The organism is Kitasatospora sp. NPDC127060 (assembly GCF_042724935.1).
Classification (GTDB): domain Bacteria; phylum Actinomycetota; class Actinomycetes; order Streptomycetales; family Streptomycetaceae; genus Kitasatospora.
In genome coordinates this window covers 30,816-57,802 of the sequence record NZ_JBHXEG010000008.1, presented here as the reverse complement: position 1 = coordinate 57,802, position 26,987 = coordinate 30,816, and the positions used below count along the sequence as shown (strand labels likewise).

Here is a 26,987-nt window from a genome sequence, read left to right as displayed (position 1 = left end):
CCCCGTCCGCGGCCCCCACCGGCCACGGCACTCCTGTCCGCGCTCGGCTCAGGCTCCGCTGCGGCGGCGACGGCGCCGCTCGTGGAGCAGGACCAGGACACCGCCGGCCAGGAGCAGCCCCGCGCCGGCGCCGGCGGCGATCCGGACGCCGCCCCCGGCCCCGGTGGCGGCCAGCGCACCCCCGGTGCCACCGGAGGGCTCGGCACCCGGGTTCGGTACGGCCGACGGGCTCGATGTGTCACCCGGGGTCGCGGTCGGCTTCGGGTTCGGGTCCGGGTTCGGGTTCGGGTTCGGGTTCGCCGAGCCGCTCGGGGAGGCGGAGCCCCCCGGGGTGGTCGGCTCACCCGTTGCGGTCGGCCCACCCGTTGCGGTCGGCGAGGTCGACGGGCTCGGCTGCGCGGTCGGACTCGCCGTTCCGGTCGGGGTGGCGGTGGGCGACGGAGAGGCTCCACCGGCCGTCCAACTCGCCTTCGCGGTCGCGGTGGTGGCGAGACTGGCGTCAGCGCTCGCCAGGAGGAGCGCCTGGCTGTCCCGGCTGACCATCGCCCGGCCCGCCGACGCCGGGACCGAGGCCGTCGCCGTGACGGTCGCACTGCCCGCCGGCGACCCGGCCGGGGCCTTCACGAAGAGCGCGTCACCGTTCTTCGTGGGCCGGGTCAGCTTGCCGCTGCCGTCGGAGAGGACCTTCCCCTCCCCGTCGGTCAGCACCACGCCCGCCGCGGCCGCCGCGGGGTCGAGCGACGCGCCCACCGGCTCACCCGTGGAGGTGATCCCGATCGGGCCGAGCACCGACCCGGCCTCCCCGGTCACCGCGCCGGGAGCGAGGGAGAGCGAAGCACCCGGCTCGGGCTCGTCGACCGCGTGCGCCGCGAGGTAGTCGGCGACCTTGGCGCCGACCGAGTCGAACGGGACCCCCGTGACATGGTTGGTGATGCGCCAGATGGCGGCCTGGGTCGCGCCGGCCGCACGCTCCTTGGAGAGCTTGCCGCCGACCAGTTCGCCGAGCTCGCCCTCGGTGACCGCCGGGTACCCGTGCTGCAGGATCCAGGAGACCTTCCCCGCATCGGGGTTGCCCTTCAGCGTGGGCACGTCGGACCGGCCGGCCTCGTGGTAGGCCGAGCCCGGCACCACAGCGGCCCCGCTGTCGAGGCAGTACACGAACAGGACGCCGCCGTCAGCGGTCGTGGCCTTGATCAGGCCGCCGATGGCGCCGTCGTCCTTCTTGTCGCTGAACCGGATGTAGTCGCCCAGCCCGATGATTTCCGCCGCCGTGATGACGGTCCCCCCGTCACCACCGGTACCACCGGCGCCGCCGTCCGCGGCGGCGGCCACCGACGGCGCGAGCCCGCCGCCCGTCAGAACCCCGGTCGCCAGCACGGCGGTTGCCGTGCGCCTTGCACATTTCCACTTCACTGCCGGCTCTTTCTCCTGTGTGAGCTCCAGGACCTTTGGCCCCGGTTTCGAACGGATCGATGGCTTTGTCCGTCCACCCTTCGCAGCGCGAACCGCCATCGGTAGGGGCGGTCGACCTATCAGCTCATAGGTCTGACCTATGGGCCGTCGGGGTCAGCCCCGGAGAGCCGGGTCCACCCCCGAGGCCGCGCGCCGCCGGAACCCCCTCCCGCCCCGGCGACCCGCCCCCGGACCCGCCCCGGCCCCGGGCAACTGCACCGAGTGGCAGCGACCTTGTCGCTGCGGACACGAACAAACCTACTGGCGCCCGGGCCGGCCCGGACCCCGTTCCCGGCGCCACTGCCTGCACCTGCCGGGCGCAACTTCCTGCAGCCACGGGACGTTGGTCCCGCCCGGTCGGGGCGGAGGACCCCTGGGGAGCCCCCGGCAGCCGTTGCACGATCTCTGTCGAGCGGCGACCCGACCCGGGCCGTCGCTTTCACTTCGACGTCTCCCGGGGGCCGCATGGAAGGCAACGCATTGGCGGTACTGGGCGTGGACAAGCTGGAGGAGTCGGTCTACCGGCTGGTCCTGCGCTCACCCGGCATCGGGCTCCCGGCGATCTCGCTCGGCTGCGGACTCGACCAGGACAGCGCCGGGGCCGCCGTCGCCCGGCTTCTGGAGCTGGGCCTGCTGACCGCCCCGGACGGCCGGTCCGCGTTCACCGGCGTCGATCCACGGGCAGCCGTCGAAGGGCTGGCCCGCCGCCGGCTCGACGGGCTCCAGGAGGAGATCCGGCAGGTCGTCTCCACGCGCCACCTGGTGGACCGCCTGCTGGAGGACCAGCGCACCGGGCAGCGAGCGCCGGCCCGCGACCTCCAACAGGTCGAAGGGATCGACCAAGTGGTGGCGTGTGTGGACGAGTTGTCGTTCTTCGCCCGCGAGGAGCGGCTGACCACCCACCCGGGGCCGATCATCGCCGCCGCCCTCGACTCGGTCCGCAGCTCCGACCTGAAGTACCTGCGGCGCGGACTGCGGATGCGGACCATCCTGCACCGCAGCGCACTCGACCGCCGGCGGATCAACCGCTTCGCCGCCGAACTCGCCGAGCAGGGCGCCCAGGTGCGCGGCACGGCCGACCCACTGGAACGCATGGTGATCTTCGACCGAAGAACCGCCCTGGTGGCCACCCACCCCCACGACATCACCAGGGGCGCCCTGATCATCCGCCACCCCGGACTGCTGTCGCACCTGTTGTCCCTGTTCGAGCACCACTGGGAGCGGTCCTGCGGCGTCGGCGAGGAACCGCCGAACGAGATCGAACGGGCGGTTCTGCGGACCATGGCCCGCGTCGACAAGGACGAGGCCGGCGCCCGAGCCCTGGACATGTCGCTGCGCACCTACCGCGGCCACGTCGCGGCCCTGATGCGCCGGCTCGACGTACCGAACCGCTTCCAGGCCGCCCTGGCGGCCCGCGACCGGAACTGGATCTGACCGGGCCGGGTCGGGCCGGGCCGGGCCGGTCAGCCGGAGGCCCCGTCCCCCTCGCCGGAGGCCCGGCCCGGCTCGCCGGAAGCCGTTCGCCGCTGCCACCGGTCCATCGCCTGCCGGAGGGCCTCGCCCATGATCAGGAGGAACTCCGCGGAGGCCCCGAAGCGGGCGCCCGCCGGAGTCGCGGCGCCGAGGACCGCCGCGCCGCGCCGCGAGGCCGTGATCAGGGCGTCGTTCATCCGCAGCGCGGCGAGGGTGGAGCGCCGCCAGATGTCGTCGTCCATGACGTAGCGCTCGCGGCGTTCACCGGGCGTCCGCTCGCGCCGGACCATGCCCTGCTGTTCGAGGAAACCCACGGCGGAGGAGACCGACGCCGGGCTGACCCGCAGCCGCCGGACCAGGTCGGCGGCGGTGACGGCACCGGAATCGGTGACGTACAGGCAGACCAGCACCCTGGCGGCCATCCTGGGCAGCCCCTGCTGTTCGAGCAGGAGCGTGAAGAACTCCGTGAACTCCTGCACCTCCCCGGGGTCCCGCCCGTCGCCGTCGCCGTCGCCGCCGTCGCCGCCGTCGCCGCCCCCGGGAACGGTCGACGCCGGGAGCCGGTCCCGCTTCCGGCGCCGCGCACGGTGCCGGGCGGCCTCCTCGGCCCGGTCCGCCCGGTACCCCTCGGACCCGCCGTTGCGGGTGACCTCCCGCATGACGGTCGACGCGGGCCGCCCGAGCCGTCGGCCGATCCCGGCGAAACCGAGCCCCTCCGCCAGCCCTTCCGCGATCAGCCGACGGTCCTCGCCGGTGAGCCTGCCTCCGGGCATCGCCTCGGCCCCTCCCCTTCCGATCCGATCCGATCCGATCCGCGCACTCCACGACCGGCAGTATGCATTCACCTCCAGCCCATTGCAATGCACTGCCCGCGCCGACCATTGCATTCAGCACCACAGTCATTGCAATGCATAGCCAATTTCCCAGCAGAAAACAGGATTTGGGCCACTCCATCAACGTTGACGATTCACTGAACGCAATGTAGCTTCGAGAGCGTTCAGAGATTCCCGAACACTCACTCAGGGGGAGATCCAGGATGGCAACCAACAACGGCCGCTTCACCGAGGCAGGCCTGCGCAAGGTGCGCGACGTGCTGGCGCGGCACGTGGACTCCGGTCGAATCCCGGGGGTCGTCGCCCTGGTCAGCCGCGGCGACGAGACCCACGTCGAAGCGGTCGGGACGATGAGCCACGACGGCGGTGCGCCGATGCGCCGGGACACGGTCTTCCGGATGGCCTCGACGTCCAAGCCGGTCTCGGTGGCGGCCGCGATGGTCCTGCTGGACGAGTGCGGGCTACGGCTGGACGACCCGGTGGAGCAGTGGCTGCCGGAGCTCGCCGACCGGCGGGTGCTGAAGCGGATCGACGGCCCGTTGGACGACACCGTGCCGGCCAAGCGGCCGATCACCGTACGAGACGTACTGACCAGCACCTTCGGGCTCGGCATGGATCTGACCTCGCTGGGCACCCCGATCATGAACGCGGTCTTCGAGCAGGGGCTCACCCCCGACCTGCCGACGCCGATGCCCGAACCGGACGAGTGGCTCCGCCGCCTCGGCACCCTTCCACTGATGCACCAGCCCGGCGAACAGTGGCAGTACCACATCGCCAGCGACCTCCTCGGCGTGCTCGTCGCACGGGTCACGGGGCAGCCGTTCGAGTCCTTCCTGCGCGAGCGGATCTTCGACCCGCTGGGCATGGCGGACACCGGCTTCCACGTGCCCGCCGACAAGATCGACCGGCTGCCGCCCCTCTACGCCCCCGACCCGCAGACCGGCGCGTTCACCGTGTGGGACGAACCCGCGACCGGGCGCTGGAGCAAGCCCCCGGCGTTCCCCGGTGGCGGTGGCGGGCTGGCCTCCACCGTCGACGACTACCACGCCTACTTCCGGATGCTGCTGAACCACGGCACCCACGCGGGCGAGCGGATCCTGTCCCGGCCCGCCGTCCGGCTGATGACCACCAACCGCATGACGCCCGAGCAGACCGCCGCCCGCCGCGCCCTGGCCGGCGACAACGTCCACCTCTCCTACGGCCAGGGCCAGCACGGCGGGTGGGGCTTCGGCATGGCGGTCCGCACCTACCGCGGCGACTACGCCCCCATCGGCCAGTTCGGCTGGGACGGCGGCAGCGGCACCTCGACCTACGCCGATCCGCAGCACGGCCTGGTCGGCCTCCTGCTCACCCAGACCGGGATGTCCGTGCCGAACTCGGCGCGGCTGATCCACGACTTCTGGACCACGCTCTACCAGGCGATCGAGGACTGACCCACCGTCCCACCCCGGCCCACCCTCACGAAGGGCCAAGGGCGTTCGCCAGTAGGTCATCGGATTCGTGGGCTTCGAGGACCTACTGGCGAACGCCCTAAAGGAGTTGACCCCACCCGGGTTGGAAGGCGTCCACCAGGTAGCCGCCGCCGGACTGGCGCCGGAGCACCAGCTCCCCGTCGTACGGGCCGTCGCCGGACCAGGACCATCCGTCGTCCGCGTGGCAGCTGACCTCGACACTGGCGTGCACCTTCACGACCTCCTGCCGCAGCGCGTCAGGACCGGCGTGCGGATCGGTCGGAGTGACCAGGACGCCGGTCACCTCCGACCTCGCCTGGTGCCGGATCGCCTCCGCAGGCCAAGCCGTGCGGCCGGCTCCCGGCAGGCCTCCGGTCGTGGCTGTCGAGGCGGCGAAGGCCGGCGTCAGGTACTTCCGCAGCCTCGGCAGCACAGCCGGTGCGGCGGCGTCCCGCTTGACGTCGAGACTGTTGGCCGCGACCGCCCAGGCGAGGGCGACGGACTCCGCGTCGTCGGGGGCCAGGGCCGGCGGCGCCGGCTGGGTGCCCGGCCGGGTCGCGGGAGCGGCCGTCGGATCCGGCGCCGGGTCGGTGGGCGCACCGGGCACCGTGGTGCCCGGAACGATGCTGTGGTCGTCGTTCTGGCACGGATTGCAGCGGGTCGGGCCGTCGGTGCGCCGCCGGTAGTCGGTCGCCCAACTGTGGCCGGCGCTGCGCAGGTCGACGCCGTAATCGTCACGGGATCCGGTGACCCGGAACGGCCGGTCACCATCCTTCAGCGTCCACGTCCGGCGCTTGCCGTCCACCGTACCCTCGACAGCGAGGACGTAGTCGTAGGTCTTGCGGGCCGAGATGACGGACAGGTTGATCAACTCGGGCTTCTGGTCCTCCAGATAGAGGTACTTGCCGCTGAAGAACGGCGCGTAGGACAGGCTTCCGTCGTTCGACCCGATCAAGGCCTCGCGACCCGGGGAATCCAGGTCGACGCCGAGGTCCACCTTGCTCCCGACTCCTTCATGGTGGCAGTGGGCGGTCGTACCGGTCAGCGGATCCGGAGCGGTCGCGACGACCACGGCCCGCAGCGATTCGATGGCGACGACGTGCCCCTTGCCGCCGGTCGCTTCGACCACCAGTCGGGAGGTGCCCACGTCGACGCCGCCCCGCCCGTGCAGCCACGCCCGGGCGGGCACGCAGTCGGTGACCGAGACCGGGAAGTCGGTCGGCGAGAGTGTGCCGGGCACGATCGTCGGGATGTCGACGGCCGGGTCGCCCAGTTCGTAGCGTGCGCTGAGCTGCGGCCCGGTGTCCCCGCCGGCCCTCAGCACCAGGTACGTCGCCCCGGCCGTGACCAGGGCCATCACCACCGTCAGCACCACCAGTGGCCCTTTGACGATCACCTGAACGACCCTGTTCGCCTGGATCAGGCTGCGGATCGTCGAATTGCTGACCTCGTTGTGGCTGATCTCGTTGTGAGTGTCGCCCTTCCCGCCCATCCCCACCCCGTCAGGCTGCCCGCGGGCACCAGCATGCAAGCCGGAGGCGGGCAAAGGGAAGACCCCGGCCGAGCGGATCGGCCGGGGTCTTCCTGGTGGGGGTCAGCTCTTGGTGGGCTTCGGGGCGGCGGGAAGGGTGGCCGAGCCGGTGAGGAGCGGCCATTCCTTGTGGAAGGGCGGGAGGGGGAGCTTGCCCTCGATGATCGGGGTGCCGAAGACCTTCAGGTGGGCGGTCAGTGCGCCGTTCAGGTCGACGCCGCCGACCAGGGCCCAACTTCCGTGGAGCTGCGGCGTGTTGCCGGGGAGGTCAACGGCGAGGGAGCCGTCGGCCTTGGCGCTCAGGTAGGGGGCGACGGTGGCCTCGACGCCGACGGTGTCGTACAGGCCGACGCTGGCCTCGACGCCGAGGGCGGCCCGCACCGAGGCCTTGCCGTCGAGGCGGACGTGCACCGGGGAGACCTTGGTGTCCGCGCTGGTGGTCGGGGTCCAGCCCTTGCCGCCGGTGTAGTCGGCGCGCACGGCCCAGGTGCCGGTGGCGTCCTGCTCGGTCTCCAGGTGGACCTGGCCGTCGGCGCTGACCTCCAGGTAGCAGGTGAGGCCGAGGTTGACCACCACGGGCAGGCCCGCGACCGTCAGCACCGGGCTGGCCTGCAGCTTGGCGAAGGGGACGCGGATCGGGGCCGCGCCGGTGTTGCGGGCGACGTCGCCGGTGACCTTCCAGTGCGCCTGGGCGCCCAGGTCGAAGCCGACGGAGGCGGTGCGCGGGCTGCCGGCCTGGGCGCCGTGGTAGGCGAAGTGGACGGCCGGGTGCAGCTGCAGGGAGCCGGAGGCGTCCAGGCTCGCGCCCTGGGGCAGCGGGACCGGGGCCTTGACGTCGACCTCCAGGGTGCCGGAGGCGTCGGCCTTCACGCCGTTGCCGTCGATGCCGGCGGTGGCCTTGAGGTCCTTGACCAGCGGGGTCACCTTGATGCCGTGCACGTCGATCGGCACCTGGCCGTCCGCCTCGGTGCCGCCGAGGAGTTCGGAGAGGGTGGCCGGGCGGGTGGTCAGGTTGACCGAGCTGCCCGCGCCCGGGTTGACGCCGGTGACGGCGACCAGCGCGCCCTGCGGTGCTGCGGCGGTGGGCGGGCTGGCGATCAGCTGGCCGGGCTGGACGGCGGCGGCGGTCGTGCCCGCGCCCGCGCCCGTGGCGCTCGCGCTCGGGACGGCGCTCGGAACAGTGGTCGGCGCGGCGCTCGGGACGCCGGTCGGAGAGGCGCTCGGGGCCGCCGTCGGCGCGGCATCCGGGCCCGAGGCCGTCAGGACGGCCGTGCCCTTCCCCGGGTCGTACGCGGTGAGTTGGAGCGCCTTGGTCGCGGCCGTGACCGCGCCGCCGTCCTTGCCGGGGCTGCCGATGGCGGCCTGCTGGTCGTCGGCCGGGGCGACCGTGACGTTGCCGCTGTTGCCGCCGCCCGGGGTCGGACGGCCGGAGGCGGGGGTGCCGGCCCGGGCGCGCGGGGCGCCGGAGGCGGGCGCGCCGCCCGCCGGGCTGCCCCCGGCGGTAGTCGCGCCGGTGTCGGCGGTGCTGGTGGCGGCGGCCGGTTCGACGGCGGCCTGCGGAGCGGTGCTGCCGGAGCCGGTGGGCCCGCACGCGGCCGTTCCGGCGAGGATGAGGGTGAGCAGGGCTGCGGGCGCGGCCCTGCCTATCGAGGGTTTGAACACGCGGCGTCATGTTACTGACGAGGAATAAGTTTGTCGAAGACAGCTCACTCCGAGCGAAAGGCCCAGGTCAGCATAGCCGTGCCACGGACAGCCGGTCGCCCGGCAGCGGGTCCGTCGTCACCGCCGCCGAGAGCTCGCCGAGGTAGCGGGAGCGCTCCATCGACACCGCGCCGAGGCTGCGCACGTACGGCCCGTCCCACTGGGCGTCGAGCAGCCGCCCGCCCGCGGTGCCGAACCGGGCCCCGAGGTCGGCGACGGCGACCCGGGCGGCGTCCGGCCGCCGGTGGAACATCGAGTCCAGGCTCAGCACCGGCCCGACGGCCACCCCGAAGACCCCGCCGATCAGCTCCCCGTCCTCCCACACCTCGACACTGTGGGCCGCTCCCCGCGCATTCAGCTCGACCAGTGCTTCCCTCAACTCTTCGGTGAGCCAAGCTGGTTGGCGCCCATCGGCACAGGCCGTGAGGACCTCGCCGAAGGCCTGGTCCGCGGTCGTCCACCACTCGACCGCACCCCGCAGCCGCCGGGCGAGCCGACGGGGCAGCCGGACCGCGCCGGGCCGCAGCACCGGGCGCGGGTCCGGCGACCACCAGGCCAGCGCGTACGGGTCCGCCCCGCCCGGCAGCAGGGCCACCTCCCCCGCCTCCGCCGCATCCCCGTACAGCGCCTCGTTGTAGGCACCCGCGTACTCGTCGGCCGCGGGCAGCGGGAACAGCCCGCGCCGGTAGGCCGCCAGCAGCTCCTCCGGTCCGAGCGTTCCGCCGAAGGCCACCGGGCCGCCGGCGGGGGCGAGTCGGAGGTCCAGCGCGTCGAAGACCGTCGCGGTCACGGTCGCAGGAACCCTTCGTCGGCCAGCCGGGCCAGGTAGTGGTCCAGCAGGGCGCCGTCCACGGCGGGCAGTTCGACCCCGCTGCCGTCCAGCGCCGCCTCCGCGTTGAGCCGGTCGAAACGCGGGAACACCGACTGGAAGTACAGCTCGCTGATGGACAGTTCGGATCCGGGCGCCCGGTCGACGAACAGTGGGACGAACGGCGTGATCGGGTGGTTCGGGTGCCCGGCGGCGAACCGGACCAGCCGCCGCACCCAGTCCTGGTACGGGAGTCGGTCGATCCGGTGGCCGCGCGCCCGGAGCCGGTCGGCCAGCTCGGGGAGCCCGGCCGGATCCGGCGAGGTGAGGTGGTAGACCTCGCCGTCGGCGGGTGCGTGCGCGGCGATGTGGGCGACCGCGCGGGCGAACCGGTCGGCGGGAACGAAGTCCAGCGGCAGCTGGGCGTCCGGGTAACTGCCGCTGTCCGCCACGTACTTGATCAGTGCGCAGAGTTCGGTCCCGGTGTTCATCACCCCGGCCGCGAGGTCCCCGGTGACGTCGTTGGTGCGCAGCACGGTCACCGGCAGCCCACCCGCCGCCGCGTTGTGCAGCAGCTGCTCGGCGACCCACTTGCTCTCCACGTAGCCGACGCCGAGCCGCTCGGGGTGGGCGAGCGGGGTGCGTTCGGTGACCTCCCGGACACCGGCCGCGCCGAACCCGGCCAGCACGGCGAGGGTGGAAAGGTAGTGCACGGGCACGCCCCGGCTGTGCCCGGCGAGCCGGATCAGCTCCCGGGTGCCGCCGACGTTGGGCGCGCGCAACTGGTGGTACGGGTAGAGGAAGTTGACCAGCCCGCCGAGGTGGTAGACCGCGTCCAGGTGCCCGGCCAGCCAGTCGAAGCGGCGCTCCGCCAGCCCGAGCCGCTCGGCGGCGAGGTCCCCGACCAGCGGCACCACCCGGTGGTCCGCCAAGTCGTGCCGCAGGAAACGCTGTTGGGTGGCGCGTAGCCGTTCCAGCGCGTGTTCCTCGTCCGGCGCGCGGACCAGGCAGTGGATCCGCGCCCGGGTGGTGGCGAGCAGCACGTGCAGCAGGTGGGCGCCGCAGAAGCCGGTGGCGCCGGTGAGCAGGATCTCGGCGGGCTCGGCCCGGGACGGCGCCGGGCTCCAGGACTGGCCGACGGGTTCGGTGAGTCGGGCCTCGGCGTACCAGTCGACGGCGGCCTCCCCCGGGGCGGCGCCGGCCCGGGCGGCCTGCAGGGCGGCGGTGAAGTCGCGCAGGACGGGCGAGCGCAGCAGCGCCCGGGTGAGGGTGCGGACGTGGCCGACGTCCAGGCCGAACATCATTCGGGCCCGGGCGAGCATCTCCATGGCGAGCAGCGAGGTGCCGCCGAGGGCGAAGAAGTCGTCCTCGGGACCGACGAGTTCGGCGCCGAGCAGCTCCGCCCAGAGGTGGCCGACGGCGGCCTCCACGGCGCTCGGTCCGGCAGTGGCGGGAGCGGCGGCCGGGGCGGCGGCAGCAACGGCGGCCGGGGCAGAGGCCGGGCCCGCCGTCCGGACCGGGGCGTGCGGCAGCGAGCGCCGGTCGATCTTCCCCGCCGCCGTGAGCGGCATGGCCTCCAGGGGCACGAACTCCGCCGGGACGAGGTACTCCGGAAGCCGCTCCGCGAGGAACCCCCGCAGCCCCTCGGGGGGCACCGCCCGGTCGCCGAGCGTGTAGTACGCGGTGAGCACCCGGCTGCCGTCCGGCGCGCTGCCGTCGGCCGCGACCCGGGCCTGCCGCACCGCCGGGTGGGCGGCCAGCACCGCCTCCACTTCGGCCGGGTCGACCCGGTGCCCGCGCACCTTCACCTGGTCGTCGAGGCGCCCGAGGATCTCCAACTGCCCGTCCGTCCGCCAGCGCCCGGCGTCCCCGGTGCGGTACATCCGCTCGCCGGGCAGCGACGCGTACGGATCGGGCCGGAACGATTCGGCGGTGAGCCCGGCCTGCCGCCAGTAACCGCGGGCGAGGCCGGGCCCGCCGAGGTGGATCTCGCCCCGCTCGCCGGGCCGCACCGGTCGCAGCCGCTCGTCCAGCACGTGCACCCGCACCCCCGGCAGCGGCCGCCCGATCGGCACCGGCGCGGTCGGGGAGTCCAGCAGCTCCGGGGTGACCTCGCCGTGCAGGGAGGTGACGGCGGCCTCGGTCACCCCGTACGCGTTGAGCAGCCGCACGCCCGGCAGCCGGTCCGCGCAGGCCCGGCAGTCGTCGGCGTGCACCACGTCCCCGCCGACCACCACCAGCCGCAGCCCGTCCGGGGCCGGGCCGCCGGGCGGCAGCAGGTCCAGCACGTGGTGCCAGTAGGCGGGCGTGAAGTCGGCGACGGCCAGGCCGAGCCGGGGCAGCCGGTGGACCAACTCGGTGGGCGCCCAGGTGTCGCGGCCGCCGAGCACCACCGTCGCCCCGGCGAGCAGCGCCGAGAACACCTGCTCCAGCGCGGTGTCGGCACCGAGCGCGGCCAGCTGGAGCACCCGCTCGCCGGGAGCGAGGCGGTAGGCGTGGATGACCCGGTCGAGGGTGAACACCAGCGAACGGTGCGTGACCGGGACGCCCTTGGGGCGGCCGGTGGTGCCGGAGGTGTAGATCAGGTAGGCGAGGTCGTCGGGCGTGGCGGCTTCGTCGGGCGCAGCGGCTTCACCGGGCGTGGCGGCTTCGTCCGGCACCGGCGGCGCCGCTCCGTCGACGTCCGGTGCCGCTCCGGCGACGTCCGGCGCCGCTCCGTCGACGTCCGGTGCCACCCGCTCCACCCCGTCGAACCCGCGACCGTCCGTCACCGCCACCCGCGCCCCGCTGTCCGCCACCAGCCCCGCGAGCCGCCGCTCCGGATGCGCCGGATCCAGTGGCAGGAACGCCCCGCCCGCCTTGAGCACCCCCAGCCAGGCCACCACCAGCTCCACCCCGCGCCCCAGGCAGACCGGCACCACCTGCTCCGGCCCCACCCCCCGGGCCCGCAGTTCGGCGGCCAGCCGGTCGCTGCGCGCGTCCAGTTCGCGGTAGCTCAGCGTGGCCTCCTCCCCCACCACCGCGATCGCCGTCGGGTCGTGAGCGGCCCGGGCCCGGAACAGCCCGTGCACGGTCTCCGCGAACCCGGCGCGGGCATACCCCGCGCGGGCGAACCCGGCGCGGCCGGACCCCCCTGCCGGGGCGGACGCGTTCCGCTCCACCCAGGCCCGGCACCGGGCCCGCCCGGCCGGCCCGTAAACTTGCCGCCACCCGGCGGGCAATGGCAGGTCCCCGGGCTCCACGGGCCAGAGCCCGTACTGACCGTCGTCGTTGGCTACCACGGCGTGACGCCCGGAGTTCACATCCGTGCGTGCGCCCAGTGCGCTGTCGGCTGCGTCGTCCACCGGCTTGACCTCGTGCTGAAGCGGCAGAATGCTGGGAGGTGCGACATTTCCGACTATACGCACTCAGGGGACATCGACAACGTCCGTCGCACGGACCGCCGGACGTCACTCTCCCGTGGGCCGAACCGGCCGCGGGGCCCGTACGCCAGTTCCGCCCTCGCCCGAACTCCCCCGCCCGACCGGCGGGGTGGTGCCGCGGAGGAGGTAGCCTCGTTGACTCGCCGGCGACAACGCCTGATGGTCTGTTACCTGCTCTGGATGGTGCTGTTCACCGGCATCTACTTCGCCGACCCCGGCCTCCGGATCATCTGGTGGACGGGCATGGGCCTGGGCGGCGTCGCCGCCGTCGTGGTCGGCGTCCGGCTCAACCGACCCCGTCACCCGCTGTTCTGGTACCTGCTGGCGCTCGCCAACCTCAGCTTCACCACCGGCGAGGCGGTGCAGGCCCTGCAACTCGACATCCTGCACCTGAACAACCCGTTCCCGTCCGTCGCCGACGGCTTCTACCTCGCCGAGTTCCTGCTGTACGCGGCCGGGCTGCTCGGCTTCATCCGCTGGCGCACCGCCCGCCAGGACCGCGCCGGGCTGCTGGACGCCCTGATCATCACGCTCGGCCTGGCACTGCTCGCCTGGATCTACCTGATCCTCCCGTACGCGCGGAACCCGGACCTCACCTGGGTGCAGAAGGCCGTCTCGATCGCCTACCCGCTCGGCGACGTGGTCGTCCTCGCCCTGCTGCTACGGCTGTTGACCCCGCGCGGCGGCAACTCCCGCTCGCTGCAACTGCTCACCGTCGGCGCCCTCGGCCTGCTCACCTCCGACATCCTCTACGGGCTGATCCAGCTGCACGGGCACTGGCGGATCGGCACCGGCGTGGAACTCGGCTGGGCCGCGTTCTACACCGCCTGGGGTGCGGCCGCGCTGCACCCCTCGATGGTCGAACTGACCAGACCCGTCCCCACCCAGCAGCCCGACCTCTCGGCCGGCCGGCTCGTCCTGCTGACCCTCGCCTCGCTGATCGCGCCCGGCATGCTGATCATCGATTCGCTGGACGGGAGCACCAGCAACGCCGGTGTGATCGGCGCCTTCTCCGCCCTGCTGTACCTGCTGGTGCTGGCCCGGCTGGCCGTCGTCGTGGTCGCCCGCCGGCAGGCGGTGGCCCGGGAACGGGCCCTGCGCCAGGCGGGCGCCCGGCTGACCGCGGCCGTCACGGTGGCGGAGGTCGCGGACGCCGTCCAGGCCGCCGCCTCCACCCTGATGCCGGCCGAGCGCGGGCACGTCGCCCTGCTGGCGGTGGCGGAGTCCGGGGTGCTGCACGTCCGGCGGGCCGGCGACCGCACGGACGGCGGGGGCTCGGCCCAGGAGCCGGCCAAGAGCCTCAGCGGCCCCGGAGGCGCCTCCCCGCACCGCCCCACCGACCGTACGGACGGCGGGGGCTCGGCCCAGGAGCCGGCCAAGAGCCTCAGCGGCCCCGGAGGCGCCTCCCCGCACCGCCCCGCTCCGCACCGCCCCACCCTGCAGGAGGACGAGGTCCTCGCCGGCCTCGCCGCCCACCGCGAGACCCGGCTGCTGCCCGCCGGCTCCGTCGACCTGCCCGACCAGCTCGGCGGCATGCCCGCCGCCCTGGTCTGCCCGCTCATGCTGGCCGAACGCCCCTCCGGCGACCCGCTGATCGGCTCGCTCGTCGTCACCGGCACCGAGCAGGAACTCACCAGCCTCTGGGGCTCGCTGGAGATCCTGGCCGCCCAGGCGGCGCTGGCCGTGGAACGCGTGGTGCTGAGCCAGGAGGTCACCCGGCGCAACAGCGAGCTGTACTTCCGCACCCTGGTGCAGAACGCCAGCGACGTCATCCTGATCCTCGACGCCGACGACGGCATCCGCTACGCCTCCTCCTCCGCCCAGCGGGTGCTCGGCCACCCAAGTCTGGACGGCACCCTGCTGACCGACCTCGTCCCGCCCGAGGACAGCCGGGAGGTCGGCAAGGCGCTGGCCCGGATGCGCGACGCCGGCGAGCCGCCCCGCGGCGACCAGCCGCGCGAGCACTGGCGGCTGCTGCGCCTGGACCACACCCCGATCGAGGCCGAGGTCCGCTACACCGACCTGCGCGACGACCCGACGGTCGGCGGCCTGGTGCTCACCCTGCGCGACGTCACCGAGCAGCGCCAGATGGAGCGCGAACTGACCCACCGGGCCTTCCACGACTCGCTGACCGGCCTCGCCAACCGGGTGCTGTTCCAGGACCGGGTCGGCCACGCGCTCTCCCGCGGCGAGCGCAGCGGGGCCGTCACCGGAGTGCTGTTCATCGACCTGGACGACTTCAAGGTGGTCAACGACACCCAGGGCCACGCGGTCGGCGACGAACTGCTGGTCGCCGTCTCGCTGCGGATCTCCACCGCGCTGCGAAGCTCCGACACCGCCGCCCGGCTCGGCGGCGACGAGTTCGCCGTCCTGGTCGAGGACGCCTACTGCCCCGCCGACGTGGACACCATCGCGGCCGGTGTGCTCTCGGTGTTCGCCGAACCGTTCAAGCTCAGCGCGGGCGCCGTCCGGGTCAGCGCCAGCATCGGCGTCGCGACCACCGAGGACAGCGTGGACTCCACCGAACTGCTCGCCCACGCCGACCTCGCGCTCTACTCGGCGAAGGCGGCCGGCCGCCGCCAGTGGTGCCACTACCGGCCGGCCCTGCAGACCGGGATGGTCGAGCGGCACGAGATGAACGAGAACCTGGACTCCGCCATCGCCGAATCGGCCTTCCAGCTGTACTACCAGCCGATCGTCGACCTGCGCACCGGCGACCTGGTCGCCTTCGAAGCCCTCGTCCGCTGGCCCCACGACCGGCGCGGCATGGTGCTCCCCGACGAGTTCATCTCGCTCGCCGAGGAGAGCGGCCAGATCGTCCCGCTCGGCGCCTGGGTCCTGGAACGCGCCGCCGAGGAGGCCGCCGCCTGGCACGCCGCCAGCTCCGCCGCCCGTACCGCCACCGGCCGCCCCCCGCTGCGGGTCAACGTCAACGTCTCCGCCCGCCAGTTCCGCGACGCCGGCTTCGTCGACGTGGTGCGCCACGCCCTGGACACCTCCGGCATCGACCCGCGCACCCTCGTCCTGGAACTCACCGAATCCGTCCTGATGCGCCGCGACGACCGCCTGCGCGCCGACATGGCCACCCTCGGCGACCTCGGCATCGGCCTCGCCATCGACGACTTCGGCACCGGCTACTCCTCACTGTCGTACCTGCGGGAGTTCCCCATCTCCCTGCTGAAGATCGACAAGTCCTTCATCGACGGCCTCGGCCTCTCCCAACAGCAGTACGCCCTGGTCGAGGGCATCACCCGGATCGCCGACACCCTCGGCGTCCAGGTCATCGCCGAGGGCATCGAACACCCCGACCAGCGCGACCTGCTCGCCGCCATGGGCTGCCACCTGGGCCAGGGCTACCTCTTCGCCCACCCGATGGACGGCCCCCAGGCCCGCGCCCTGGTCCGCCGGACGACGTACGAGCCGGCGTAACCAGAAACCGGGTCGGCAAGGCAATGGGCCGGAAAAGTACCGGCAAATAACAATCACTCAGGTAGCGCCGAGGCCCCCCGCTCCGACCCAGCCATTCCCCCCTTTTTCTCGACAAACCATCATCAATGAGCACCCTGGGTGAGTGATCCGTTACGAAATCTTCATCCTGGCTGGTCACTGGGAGTCTGCTGGGAATGAGAGATTGTCGTTCGGCTTTTCAGAAGCCTTTACCAACAATGGCAGTCTCTTGAGAGAGTCTTGATGTCACGACGGTCTCAGGCCTCGTCCGGTTCCACGGACGGGGCCTTCTCCACGCGCAGGAGCCGGCGAATAGCCGCGATCCTGACGCTCGGTCTGCTGGTGCAGACCGGTGTCGCGGTGGACGCCATCACGGCGGCCCCCGCCGTCGCCGCTCCCACGCCACCCGCGCCCCCGGCCGCCCCGGCCACCGAGGCGCCCGACGAGGCGTCCGCCCTGCTCTCGGCCCGGCTGCAGAAGCGGCGGATCGAAGTCACCGGCGCGCGCACCGAGTTCACCACCCTGTGGGCCAACCCGGACGGCACCCTCACCTCCGACCGGTCCACCGGGCCGATCCGGATGAAGGTCGGCGAGGCCTGGGTGCCCGTCGACACCACCCTGGTGCAGACGCCGGACGGCAAGGTCGCACCGAAGGCCCACCCGGGCGGGGTGGTCTTCGAGGGCGGCGACGCCGCGGTGACGGTGGGCGACAGCCTGCCGAGCGCCGGGGCGACGACGGCGCCCAGCGGCGCTCCGACGCCCGCTGCTACGGCCACAGCCACGGCGGCTGCTACGGCCGCACCCACGACGGCCGCGCCGAGCAGTGCGCCGACCACGACCGGCACGCCGACCACCGGTACGCCCACCACCCCCGCCGCCACGCCGTCAGCGGGCAGCTCGGCGTCGGCATCCGCCTCACCGTCGGCCGAGGCGACCCGGGCCTCCCGCGCCGGCGCCCGCGCCGCCGCGGCCCCGGCCCCGGCCGCCGACCCGAAACCGACCGACCCCAAGCCGACCGACCCCAAGCCCGCTGACCCGAAGCCCGCCGAGCGCGAGCTGGTCAAGATCGGCGCCGGCGATCAGCAGGTCACGTTCGGCTGGCTCGGCAAGCTGCCCAAGCCCAAGCTGGAAGGCAACAAGGCCACTTACGTCAACGCCCGCCCGGGCGTCGACCTGGTCCTGGAGGCCACCCGGACCGGCTTCGAGCAGTTCCTGATCGTCAGGGACCGCGCCGCCGTCGCCCAGACCGGCACCGTAACGATCCCGCTCGACACCACCGGCCTCACCGCCGCCCCGCAGCAGGACGGTTCGATCCAGCTGCTCGACAAGCCGAACGGCAAGACCGTCGTCCGGATCCCGGCCCCCGTCATGTGGGACGCCGCCGTCGACCAGGCCTCCCAGGAGCACCTGAACCGCGGCCCGGTGACGATGGAGCTGCGCGGCCAGGGCGCCGACACCGAGCTGGTGTTCACCCCGGACGCGGCGTTCCTCGCCGACCCGAAGACCAAGTTCCCGGTCACCATCGACCCGGTGGTGGACGTCGGCACGACCTTCGACACCTACGTCCAGACCAACGAGAACATCGACGCCTCCGCGTCGACCGACCTCAAGCTGGGCAGCTACGACGGCAAGGTCGTGGCCCGGTCGTTCCTGACCGTCCCGGGCGGCCCGTTCAACGGCAAGCAGATCCTGGGCGCCACGCTCAACCTCGCCAACTACCACTCCGCCTCGTGCACCCCGAAGCAGTGGGAGGTCTGGAACGCCGGCGGCGCGACCGGGTGGACCCGCTGGGGCAACCAGCCCGCCATGGAGCGCAAGTGGGCCACCTCGAACGACACGTACGACGTGGCGGGCGACGGTGACAACCACGACTGCTACGCCCCGGACGGCACGTTCTGGGCCAAGGCCGACGTCACCGAGATGATCCGGTACTTCGCCGGCTTCGGCTACGGCGACTACGGCTTCGCCCTCAAGGCGGCCGACGAGTCCAGCAGCCTGTCCTGGAAGCGCTTCAGCTCCGCCGAGGGCTACTGGCCGCCGTTCGTCTCGATCACGTACAACACCGTCCCGGCCACGCCGGCGACCGTCGAGGTGCTGCCCTCGCAGCAGGGCAATCCCCGGTACACCTCGGACGCGAATCCGCGCTTCCAGGTGCAGGCGGCCGACCCCGACGGTGACCCGCTGAAGGTCTACCTGGACCTGTGGCGCGGCGGCACCTTCCTCGGCAGCATCGTCCGGGACACCCCGAACGGCGCGATCGCGACCGTCCGTCCCTCCGACTACGGCATCGCCAAGCTGGACGAGGGCGTGCAGTACTCGATCTGGGCCATGCTCGACGACGGCAAGTCCCGCTCCGGCTGGGTCGGCACCAACGTCATCGCCGACACCGTCAAGCCCGGTACGCCGTTCGTGAGTTCGGCCGACTACCCGGCGGACGGCCTCTGGCACGGCACCGCCAACCAGGCGGGCTCGTTCACCTTCTCGCCCGCCCCGGGCACCGACGACACCGCGGCCTACGTCTACACCCTGGACGGCGGCACCCCGGTCACGGTCACCGCGACCGGCGCCCTGACCACGTCGATCACGCCGACCACCGAGGGCCGGCGCGTTCTCAGCGTGCAGTCCAAGGACCGTGCGGGCAACCTGTCCCCGCCCGCGACGTACACCTTCCACGTCGGCCAGGCCGGCATCAGCTCGCCGGTCAACGGCACCCAGGCCGCCAAGCGCGTCAAGCTCTCCGTCGACGCGCAGACCCAGTTCAAGCGGGTCGTCTACCAGTACCGCCGCGGCCCCGGCGCCACCGAGTACTCCGTCCCGCGCGCCAACCTCACCAAGGCGGACAACACCCCGGTCGCCGAGGACAAGCCGCGTCTCGCGGACCTCGGCCCGCACGCCAACTGGAACGTGCTGGACACCCTCGGCCAGGTCGGCGGTGTCGTCCAGGTCCGGGCCGTGCTGTTCCCCGAGGACGGCTCCGGCAACGGCTACACCACCGTCTGGAACACCATGACGGTCGACCGCAACGCCGACGGCGCGGCGAGCACGGGCATCGGCCCCGGCTCGGTCAACCTGCTCACCGGCGACTACTCGACCGACGTCACCGACGCCGACGAGTTCGGCATGTCGGTCAAGCGCGCCACCTCCTCGCGCGACCTCGGTCGCGGCTGGCAGCCCCAGGGCGAGCGGCTGAGCGTCAACCAGCGCCAGATCGGCACCGACACCGCGGGCTTCACCCCCGGTCAGGCCACCGTCACGCGCTCCACGGCGCGCGGCCACGACAGCTCGACCGACTCGCTGCTGATCAGCCCGGCCGCCTCCGGCTGGGACTCCTACGCCGCACTCGGCCCCGAGTACACCCTGGGCCAGGGCATGAAGCCCGGCCGCACCTACCGGCTCACCGGCTGGGTCTACGTCCCCGGCGCCACCGGCCTGGACAACCCGCTGCCCAACCGCGGCCTGCGGATGGTCGGCGTCTACCGCACCCCGGCCGGCTACGGCGAGACCGCCTCGCCCAGGGCCTCCTTCACCGACGGCTGGCAGCAGCTGACCGTCGACATGGCCGTCCCGGCCGACGCCACCGAGGCCTGGTTCCGCCTCTACAACGGCAACGCGGCGGGCAGCGGCAAGGAGGTCTTCTTCGACGACCTGTCGCTGAAGGAGATCGTCGCCCCCTTCGGCCCCCAGTGGGCCGGCGGCCCGGACGCCGGAACCGGCGGTGACTACCGTTCGCTGTCGTTCCCCCAGTCCGACCTGGTCGAGATCAAGGGCAACGACGACACCTCGCTGACCTTCGCCAAGGGCACCGACGGAACGTTCTTCCCCGAGCCCGGCGCCGAGTCCCTGAGCCTCAAGGCCGTCCCGGCCAAGTCCGGCGCGATCGTGCTGTCCACCACCGGTCAGTGCCTGGAGGTGCCGAACGGCGCCGCCGGCAACGGTGCCCGGCTGCAGCCGGCCGCCTGCACCGGCGCCGCCAACCAGCAGTGGACCCGCGGCGACGACCTCAGCCTGCGGCTGCTGGGCTACTGCCTGGACAACCCGTGGGGCCAGGTCGCCAACGGCACCCCGCTCACCCTGTGGGGCTGCAACGGCGGTGACAACCAGCAGTGGGAGGTCCGGCCCGACAACACGGTGACCAACCGCCACTCGGGCCAGTGCCTGGACGCCGACAAGGGCGCCTCGATCTGGGTCTGCTGGGCCGGCCCCAACCAGATCTGGGACCTCCAGACCGCCGGCACCACCTACGAGCTGACCGAGCTGGACGGCTCGAAGACCGTCTTCGCCCGCCAGGCCGGATCCAGCATCTACCAGGTGGTCAGCGAGACGGGGCCCGACGCCGCGTCGACCACCCGCTACCAGTACGACACCACCGACGGCCGCTCGCTGGCCAAGCGCGTCATCCCGGCGGTCGAGCCGGGCGTCGACGACGCCAACGGCTGCACCGTCGACCCGCTGCCGCGCGGCTGCGAGGTGATGGAGTACGACTACGCCAAGGCGACGACGGCGACCGCTTCGACCCCGGGTGACTACCTGGACCGGGTCCGGGGTGTCAAGGTCTGGTCGTGGAACCCCACCACCTCCAAGCAGGAGGCCGTCGAGGTCGCGCACTACGCCTACGACGACCGCGGCCGCCTGGTCCAGGTGTGGGACCCGCGTCTCGCCACGCCGCTGAAGATCTCCTACGGCTACGACGACACCGGCCGGGTCACCCGGATCGCTGCCGCCGGTGAGCAGCCGTGGAACTTCGACTACGGCAAGGCCGCGACCGACCAGGACCCGGGCCGTCTGCTGAAGGTCCGGCGCAACACCCTCGCGCCGGGCAGCAAGGACCAGGTCATCGGCGAGAACACGACCAACGTCGTGTACGAGGTGCCGCTGACCCGTGCCGAAGGCGGACCGTACGACCTCTCGGGCAACGAAGCGCTCAAGTGGGCGCAGACCGACGCACCGACGGACGCCACCGCGGTGTTCGGCCCGGAGGACGCCCCCGCCGTCAACACGGCCACGGCCGCCAAGCCCGGCCCGGACGGCTACAAGCCGGCCACCGTCCACTACCTCAACGCCTCCGGCAACGAGGTCAACACCGCCGTCCCGTCCGTCACCCCTGAAGGTGACATCAGCACGTCCGAGTACGACCGCTACGGCCACGTCGTGCGTTCCCTCTCGGCGACCAACCGCTCGATCGCGCTCGACAAGCACCCCGATGCCGACAAGTTCGCCGCCGAGCTGAACCTGCCGAAGGACCCCGCATCGCGGGCCCGACTGCTGGACTCCCGGACGACGTACTCGGCCGACGGCATCGACGTCCTCGACACGCTGGGCCCGGCCTACCGTGCTTCGCTCGCCGAGGAGGTCAAGGGCCAGACCACCCCGGTCACCGTGACCTCGGAGGCCGAGAAGCTGCCACAGCTGGGCACCAACGCCAAGGTCCAGGTCGACAGCGACTGCTGCGGCCTGACCTGGTCCGGTGGCGCCCACCTGGGCATCCGCGGCACCACGGCCGGCGCGTTCGACAGCATGCGGGTCAGCGTCCCGGAAGAGGGCGAGTACATCCTCTCCGGCCAGCTGACCAAGAACAGCGACCACGGCGTCATCCAGTTCGCCGTCGACGGCGACCCCGTCGGTGAGCGGATCGACACCTACAGCGCGAATGCCGTGGTGGCCCCGTACACGGCCGGCAAGGCGGTGAAGCTGGCCCGTGGCGACCACGAGCTGAAGGTCACCGTGGTCGACACCAACACGGCCAGCGGCGGCGAGCGGTTCCACACGGGCCTCGACACCGTCGTCCTGACCAAGGCCGCCGTCAACCCGACGCTCCCGGCCGGTACTTCGGTCGTGGCCCGGGACCACAACACCAACACCTACGACGAAGGGAAGCCCGACGGCCAGGCCTACCACCTGGTCACCACCGCCACCGACGGCGCCCGCATCGACGGCTACGCCGACGACGTGGAAGTGCGGGTCACCAAGCACGGCTTCGACGCGCCGATCGGCGGGACCCCCGGGTGGGGTCTGCGCAAGGCGACCTCTGTGACCACCGACGCTCTGGGCGCCAAGCTGACGTCGTACGTCAAGTTCGACGCCTCCGGACGAGCGCTCGAATCGCGCAAGCCCGGCTCGAACGGAAACGACGCCGGAGCAGTCAGGTCCGTCTTCTACACGGCTGGGGCCAACACCGACGACACCACCTGCTCCAACCGTCCCGAATGGGCGGGTATGCCGTGTGCCACACTGCCTGGCGGTTCAGTGACGGGGGCCGACAGCTCGCGGATGACCACCACGTTGCCGGTCAAGCGGGTCACCCGCTACTCGGCGTTCGGTGAAGCGGAGGAAACGACCGAGACCAACGCAGGCAAGTCCCGCAAGACCGTCACCTCCTATGACGGGCGGGACCGCATCGTCTCGACCGAGATCACGTCGGACGACGGAAAGCCGCTGCCCAAGGTCACCGTTGAGTACGACCCGTTGACCGGTGATGCGGTGAAGTCCACCGCGGACGGAAAGTCCCTCACCAGGGTGATGGACTCCCTCGGCCGGCTGATCTCCTACACGGATTCCGACGGTGCCACCACCACGACGGAGTTCGACCGGTATGGCAAGCCCACCAAGGTGAGCGACCCGACCGGGGCCACCACCTACACGTACGATCGTGCCAAGGAGCCGCGTGGGCTGGTCACCTCGATCAACGACAGCGTCGCGGGCGAGTTCACCGCGAAATACGGTCCGGACGGCCAGCTCGTCGAGCAGACCTACCCCGGCGGGATCGTCCGCAAGGACACCTTCAACGCGGTAGGCGAGGCCACCAGCCGCAGCTACACCCGCAGTTCCGACAACACAGTGGTCTGGGCCCAGACCACCGACATCTCCACCCAGGGCCAGGTGGCCAAGGACACCAGCTCCACCGCCACCCGGTCCTACCAGTACGACCGGCTCGGCCGGCTGGTGAAGGCCGAGCAGACCACGGTCGCCGCTGGCTGCGTCACCCGGCAGTACGCCTTCGACGCCCACTCCAACCGTCTGTCCAAGCAGGCCTCCCCGCGTGGGGCGGCTGGCGAATGCAGCACGGCCGGGGCGACGACGGAGAGCCACACCTACGACAGCGCCGATCGGCTCACCGACCCGGGCTTCGTCCACGACGCCTTCGGGCGCACGGTGAAGACCGCGACGGGAGCGACCAATACCTACTGGGCCAACGACCGCGTCGCCGCCCAGGAGAAGGGGGACACCAGGCAGGAGTGGGCCGTTGACGCCGCCCACCGCCTGACCGCGTTCACCACCAGCAAGAAGCAGGCCGACGGCACCTGGGCCAATGCGACGTCGAAGCTGAACCACTACGGCGACGACTCCGATCATGTTCGGTGGACCGTCGAGGACACCACCCAGGGCAATCTGACTCGCAACGTCACAGGTCCGGACACCGATCTGGTCGCCACCACCAGCAAGACCGGTGACGTCCAGCTCCAACTGACCAACCTGTTCGGCTCAGTAGTCATCACTAGCGACACTGCACTGACGAAGCCGGTGGTACTGGACTTCGACGAGTTCGGCATCCCCCAAGACGGTCAGGCCAACGTCCGCTACGGCTGGCTGGGCGGCAAGCTGCGCTCTGCCGAGGCACAGGACGGCGACATCCTCATGGGTGCCCGCCTCTACAGCCCGGCCCTCGGCCGCTTCCTCCAGGTCGATCCGGTCCCCGGCGGCAATGCCAGTCCGTACGACTACTGCACCGGCGACCCGATCAACTGCACCGACCTCGACGGCAACTGGGGCATGCCCAAGTGGCTGAAGAAGACGGTGGAGGTCGTCGCCAAGGTCGCCGAGGTCGCCTCCTACATTCCCGGACCCATCGGCGCCGTCGCAGCGACCGTCTCAGCGGTCTCCTACGCTGCCACCGGCAACTGGGAGAAGGCGGCGGAGATGGCCGTCACGGCGGTCGCGGCCACGGTCGGGGCCGGTCCAGTGGTCAAGGCCGTCGCGGCCGCAGCCACCACGACGAGGGTCGCGGCCCGGTCAGGAAAGGTCGCCTCAGCGGCCAGGGCGGTGTTCCGGCGAACGGAACCCGTTGCGTGCCCGATCGGGAATTCCTTCGCATCCGACACGCCGGTCCTGATGGCGGACGGAAGCTACCTCCCCATCTCGGAGATCCAGGTCGGTGACTTCGTCTCTGCCACAGATCCGGATACCGGCACCATCTCCGCGCAGCCCGTTCTCGACGTCATTGTCGGGTACGGTGTCCGGCATCTCATTGCCGTTGACACCGACATGAACTCCCTGGCGACACCGGTCGTTGCCACGGCCAACCACCCTTTCTGGGTTGCGGGGCGCGGCTGGGTCTCAGCGGAGAATGTGCAGCCGGGCGATCTGCTGCGTACGTCCTCGGGGCAGCTCAAACCCGTAACGCACGCAGCCGACCTCGGCGATGTGCCCGACCAGACGGTCTACAACCTCAACGTCGGAAATGTGCACACGTTCTCGGTCGCCACGGGTGAGGAGAGCGACAGCCTCGTCCACAACTGCAGCGGCCACATCAAGGGCATCGACATGCATCACATCCGCTCGGGCCATCGAGCGATGGCTGCAGCGGGTGACAAGAGCAAGTTCCGGAACAACAGCGCGTACAGCATCCGGAAGATGGTCAAAACGGCGGTCAAGCAGGGTAAGCGTGCCCCGAACGACGCACGGGGCGGCCACGTCCACATCTACGACTTCAACAGGAAGATCGGAGTCGACCGCAATGGCCGAACGGCGACGGCCATCAAGGTCGTTGTTCGAGGGCGCAAGGTGGTGACGGCCTACCCGGTCAGGATCGGAGGCAAGGGAATTCCATAACACTTATTCACACCGCCGCCCGGAGCTTCACCGTTACGGGCGGCGGTGTCATCCAGCGCCGGGCTCCCCCTGTCCGGCCCCTCCGCGAAAGGAACCGCATGGGTTTCGTCATCGAGCTACGCCGAGTGAAGCCAACCGCCAGGACCAAGCGGGTCGCCGGCCCACCCTCGCCACTCGGAGCGGTAGAACGCCACGTCGAAGACGGCGAGTTGTACTCCGCGGTCAAGCGCCTTGGCCGGGACCGGCTTCCGACCCTCGCAAGCCTGGACCCGTACAGGGACCATAAGCTCCAGGGCGAGTCCGTTCGACGTCTCGTGAATGAACTCGAAGCAGTGAGCTTCAACTCTCTGGAGCCAGAGGAGCGGACCGTTCTGGAACTGCTTCTGGCGTGGGGACGCAGGTGCCAGAACGATCCCGACCTGCGGATCGGATTCACCGGCGACTGAGCCTGACCGGCCATGCCGGTACGGAGCGTTGAAGAGACTTCCAAGGATTCTGCTTACGTGGAACGGTACTTCGACACCGACCGGGAGCATCAGCGCAGCCTGCCCGGGTAGTAGCGGCGGCTGACGTGGGCGGCGGTCAAGGAGACTTGACCGCCGCTCGGCCGTTTCCGCGGACGGCGGCCCGGGCCGGACGCCGACCGGCGGTCGACCCGCTGCGGGGCTCGCGGCGGGCCGGTCAACCGGGCCTCGGGGGGCTACTTGACCGGGTGCGGGTGCCCCAGGTGCGAGAGGGTCGGGAGCAGGTCGGTGTGGGGGCCGGTGCGGTCGCTGGTGATCTTGCCGCCGGAGACCACGGTGAGCCGGGCGGAGGTCACGCCGTCGACGAGGGTGCGACCGTTGGGGTAGCCGGCCGGACGGGAGCGGTCGTAGCGGAGGATGTCGGGGAGGACGAGCGTGAGGGCCTCGGTGGCGGCCTCGGCGGTGCAGTCGCCGGCGTGCTGGAGGACGGCCGTCCAGGGCTCGCGGCAGGTGTCCCAGTCGTCGGCGGGCTCGCCCGCGTTGTACGCGTCCTTGACCTCCTCGGTGTTGAAGTAGGCGGCGAGAGACGGGTGGGCGCCCCGGTCGACGGAGGTCAGTTGGCCGTCCTGGCGCAGGCTCCCCCGGCCCCAGAGGCCGATGGCCGGGTCCGGGCCGAGGTCGGCGTCCGGGACTTCGAGGGCGATGCCGAAGACGTCGGCGCCGGCCATCGCGTCCTTGCCGGTCCAGGTGAAGTCGTTGACGATGCCTTCGAGGTCGGCGAAGAAGGGGTCGCCGCGCAGGCCGACGGAGAGCTTGTAGCCGTTGGCCCCGATCACGTCGGGCGCGTCGCCGAAGGCCACCGGGGCGGCGGAGAAGAGCACGTCGCCGGCCGGTTCGTGCTTCTGGGCGGCGGAGCCGGTGGACCGGCGCACGCGGGCAGACGGAACGGGCGCTGACACGCCGGGGAAGCGCCGCTGTTCACTCGCACGAGTGATTGCCTACGGTATGCACACGGACCGACACTTGGAGCATCGGAGAGCTCGTGGGGCTCTCCCGGCGCAAGGAGTGACGCCATGACCGCAGCCGAATCCTCCGCCTCCGAGATCCCGCAGATCGCGGACTACTCCGAGCCCACCGGCCACGGCCAGGACCTCGCGGCGATCGGCGGCAACGTCGGCTCCGTGTACCGGGCCTGGTGGACCTGGACCCCGTCGCACGGGATCTTCAACCTCCAGCTCCAGTGGAACGTCATCGGGATCGACTCGACCGTCGTCATCACCGCCTCCGAGATCGACTCCAACGGGCACCGGTTCGTCGGCGCCGCCGCCTTCCAGGTGTCGAGCATCGCCCCGGGCAACGGGATCGTCACCTTCAAGATCAACATCGACTGGGGCAGCTCGCTGCCGATGCGCACCGACGTCCTGGTCTTCAACTGACCGGACCCCCGGCGCGCACGGGACAAGCGGAACAAGCGGAACGCCAGGAGTGGGGAGGGGGGCGGGGCGTCGTACCCCTCCGGGGAATTTCACGCCAGTGGCCGCCGAAGCCCGGGGGTGGTAGGCCCGGGGGCAGAGAGGGG

Annotated in this window: 13 protein-coding genes and 1 pseudogene; 6 read left to right on the top strand and 8 right to left on the bottom strand. The window is 72.0% G+C overall.

Translation table 11 applies throughout. The features are described 5' to 3' along the window. Positions 1–48: 48 nt before the first annotated feature. Positions 49–1,377: a Cys-Gln thioester bond-forming surface protein gene (locus tag ACFWIS_RS07190; RefSeq protein ID WP_380451515.1), complete on the bottom strand. Its 1,329-nt coding sequence runs from the start codon at positions 1,375–1,377 to the stop codon at positions 49–51. Positions 1,378–1,917: 540 nt separating this feature from the next. Here ACFWIS_RS07190 and ACFWIS_RS07185 point away from each other — a divergent pair. After that, positions 1,918–2,886 (top strand): helix-turn-helix transcriptional regulator, encoded by a 969-nt coding sequence (locus ACFWIS_RS07185; protein WP_380451514.1) that lies wholly within the window; start codon positions 1,918–1,920, stop codon positions 2,884–2,886. A 29-nt stretch (positions 2,887–2,915) separates the two neighbouring features. Here ACFWIS_RS07185 and ACFWIS_RS07180 read toward each other — a convergent pair whose 3' ends face one another. After that, the gene (locus ACFWIS_RS07180; protein WP_380451512.1) at positions 2,916–3,698 is read right to left on the bottom strand and encodes a MarR family transcriptional regulator; all 783 of its coding nucleotides are present in this window, start codon (positions 3,696–3,698) and stop codon (positions 2,916–2,918) included. A 263-nt stretch (positions 3,699–3,961) separates the two neighbouring features. Here ACFWIS_RS07180 and ACFWIS_RS07175 point away from each other — a divergent pair, with 263 nt between their 5' ends. Next, on the top strand, positions 3,962–5,191 hold the full coding sequence (locus tag ACFWIS_RS07175; RefSeq protein WP_380451510.1) for a serine hydrolase domain-containing protein: 1,230 nt from the start codon (positions 3,962–3,964) through the stop codon (positions 5,189–5,191). Positions 5,192–5,288: 97 nt separating this feature from the next. Here ACFWIS_RS07175 and ACFWIS_RS07170 read toward each other — a convergent pair whose 3' ends face one another. The 5 genes and pseudogenes from ACFWIS_RS07170 to ACFWIS_RS07150 form a co-directional block, all read right to left on the bottom strand. After that, positions 5,289–6,707, bottom strand: a complete 1,419-nt coding sequence (locus ACFWIS_RS07170; RefSeq protein WP_380451508.1) for a hypothetical protein — start codon at positions 6,705–6,707, stop codon at positions 5,289–5,291. A 96-nt stretch (positions 6,708–6,803) separates the two neighbouring features. Then, positions 6,804–8,402, bottom strand: a complete 1,599-nt coding sequence (locus ACFWIS_RS07165) for a hypothetical protein (protein WP_380451506.1) — start codon at positions 8,400–8,402, stop codon at positions 6,804–6,806. A gap of 67 nt (positions 8,403–8,469) precedes the next feature. Then, complete coding sequence (locus ACFWIS_RS07160) at positions 8,470–9,231, bottom strand: leucyl/phenylalanyl-tRNA--protein transferase (RefSeq protein WP_380451504.1); 762 nt, start codon at positions 9,229–9,231, stop codon at positions 8,470–8,472. Next, positions 9,228–12,320: an amino acid adenylation domain-containing protein gene (locus ACFWIS_RS07155; protein WP_380451651.1), complete on the bottom strand. Its 3,093-nt coding sequence runs from the start codon at positions 12,318–12,320 to the stop codon at positions 9,228–9,230. Before ACFWIS_RS07155 ends, ACFWIS_RS07160 begins: the two co-directional genes overlap by 4 nt. Before the next feature lie 96 nt (positions 12,321–12,416). Next, a pseudogene (locus ACFWIS_RS07150) lies at positions 12,417–12,551 on the bottom strand (MbtH family NRPS accessory protein); the annotation flags it as partial. A gap of 255 nt (positions 12,552–12,806) precedes the next feature. Here ACFWIS_RS07150 and ACFWIS_RS07145 point away from each other — a divergent pair. The 3 genes from ACFWIS_RS07145 to ACFWIS_RS07135 all read left to right on the top strand — a co-directional run bounded on the left by ACFWIS_RS07145 (position 12,807) and on the right by ACFWIS_RS07135 (position 25,390). Further along, complete coding sequence (locus tag ACFWIS_RS07145) at positions 12,807–16,100, top strand: EAL domain-containing protein (protein ID WP_380451502.1); 3,294 nt, start codon at positions 12,807–12,809, stop codon at positions 16,098–16,100. A 261-nt stretch (positions 16,101–16,361) separates the two neighbouring features. Next, complete coding sequence (locus ACFWIS_RS07140) at positions 16,362–24,944, top strand: ricin-type beta-trefoil lectin domain protein (RefSeq protein ID WP_380451500.1); 8,583 nt, start codon at positions 16,362–16,364, stop codon at positions 24,942–24,944. Between the two features lie 98 nt (positions 24,945–25,042). Beyond that, positions 25,043–25,390, top strand: a complete 348-nt coding sequence (locus ACFWIS_RS07135; protein ID WP_380451498.1) for a hypothetical protein — start codon at positions 25,043–25,045, stop codon at positions 25,388–25,390. Between the two features lie 254 nt (positions 25,391–25,644). Here ACFWIS_RS07135 and ACFWIS_RS07130 read toward each other — a convergent pair whose 3' ends face one another. Next, complete coding sequence (locus tag ACFWIS_RS07130) at positions 25,645–26,340, bottom strand: DUF4331 family protein (protein ID WP_380451496.1); 696 nt, start codon at positions 26,338–26,340, stop codon at positions 25,645–25,647. Between the two features lie 141 nt (positions 26,341–26,481). Here ACFWIS_RS07130 and ACFWIS_RS07125 point away from each other — a divergent pair, with 141 nt between their 5' ends. Then, positions 26,482–26,844: a hypothetical protein gene (locus ACFWIS_RS07125; protein WP_380451494.1), complete on the top strand. Its 363-nt coding sequence runs from the start codon at positions 26,482–26,484 to the stop codon at positions 26,842–26,844. Positions 26,845–26,987 lie beyond the last annotated feature (143 nt).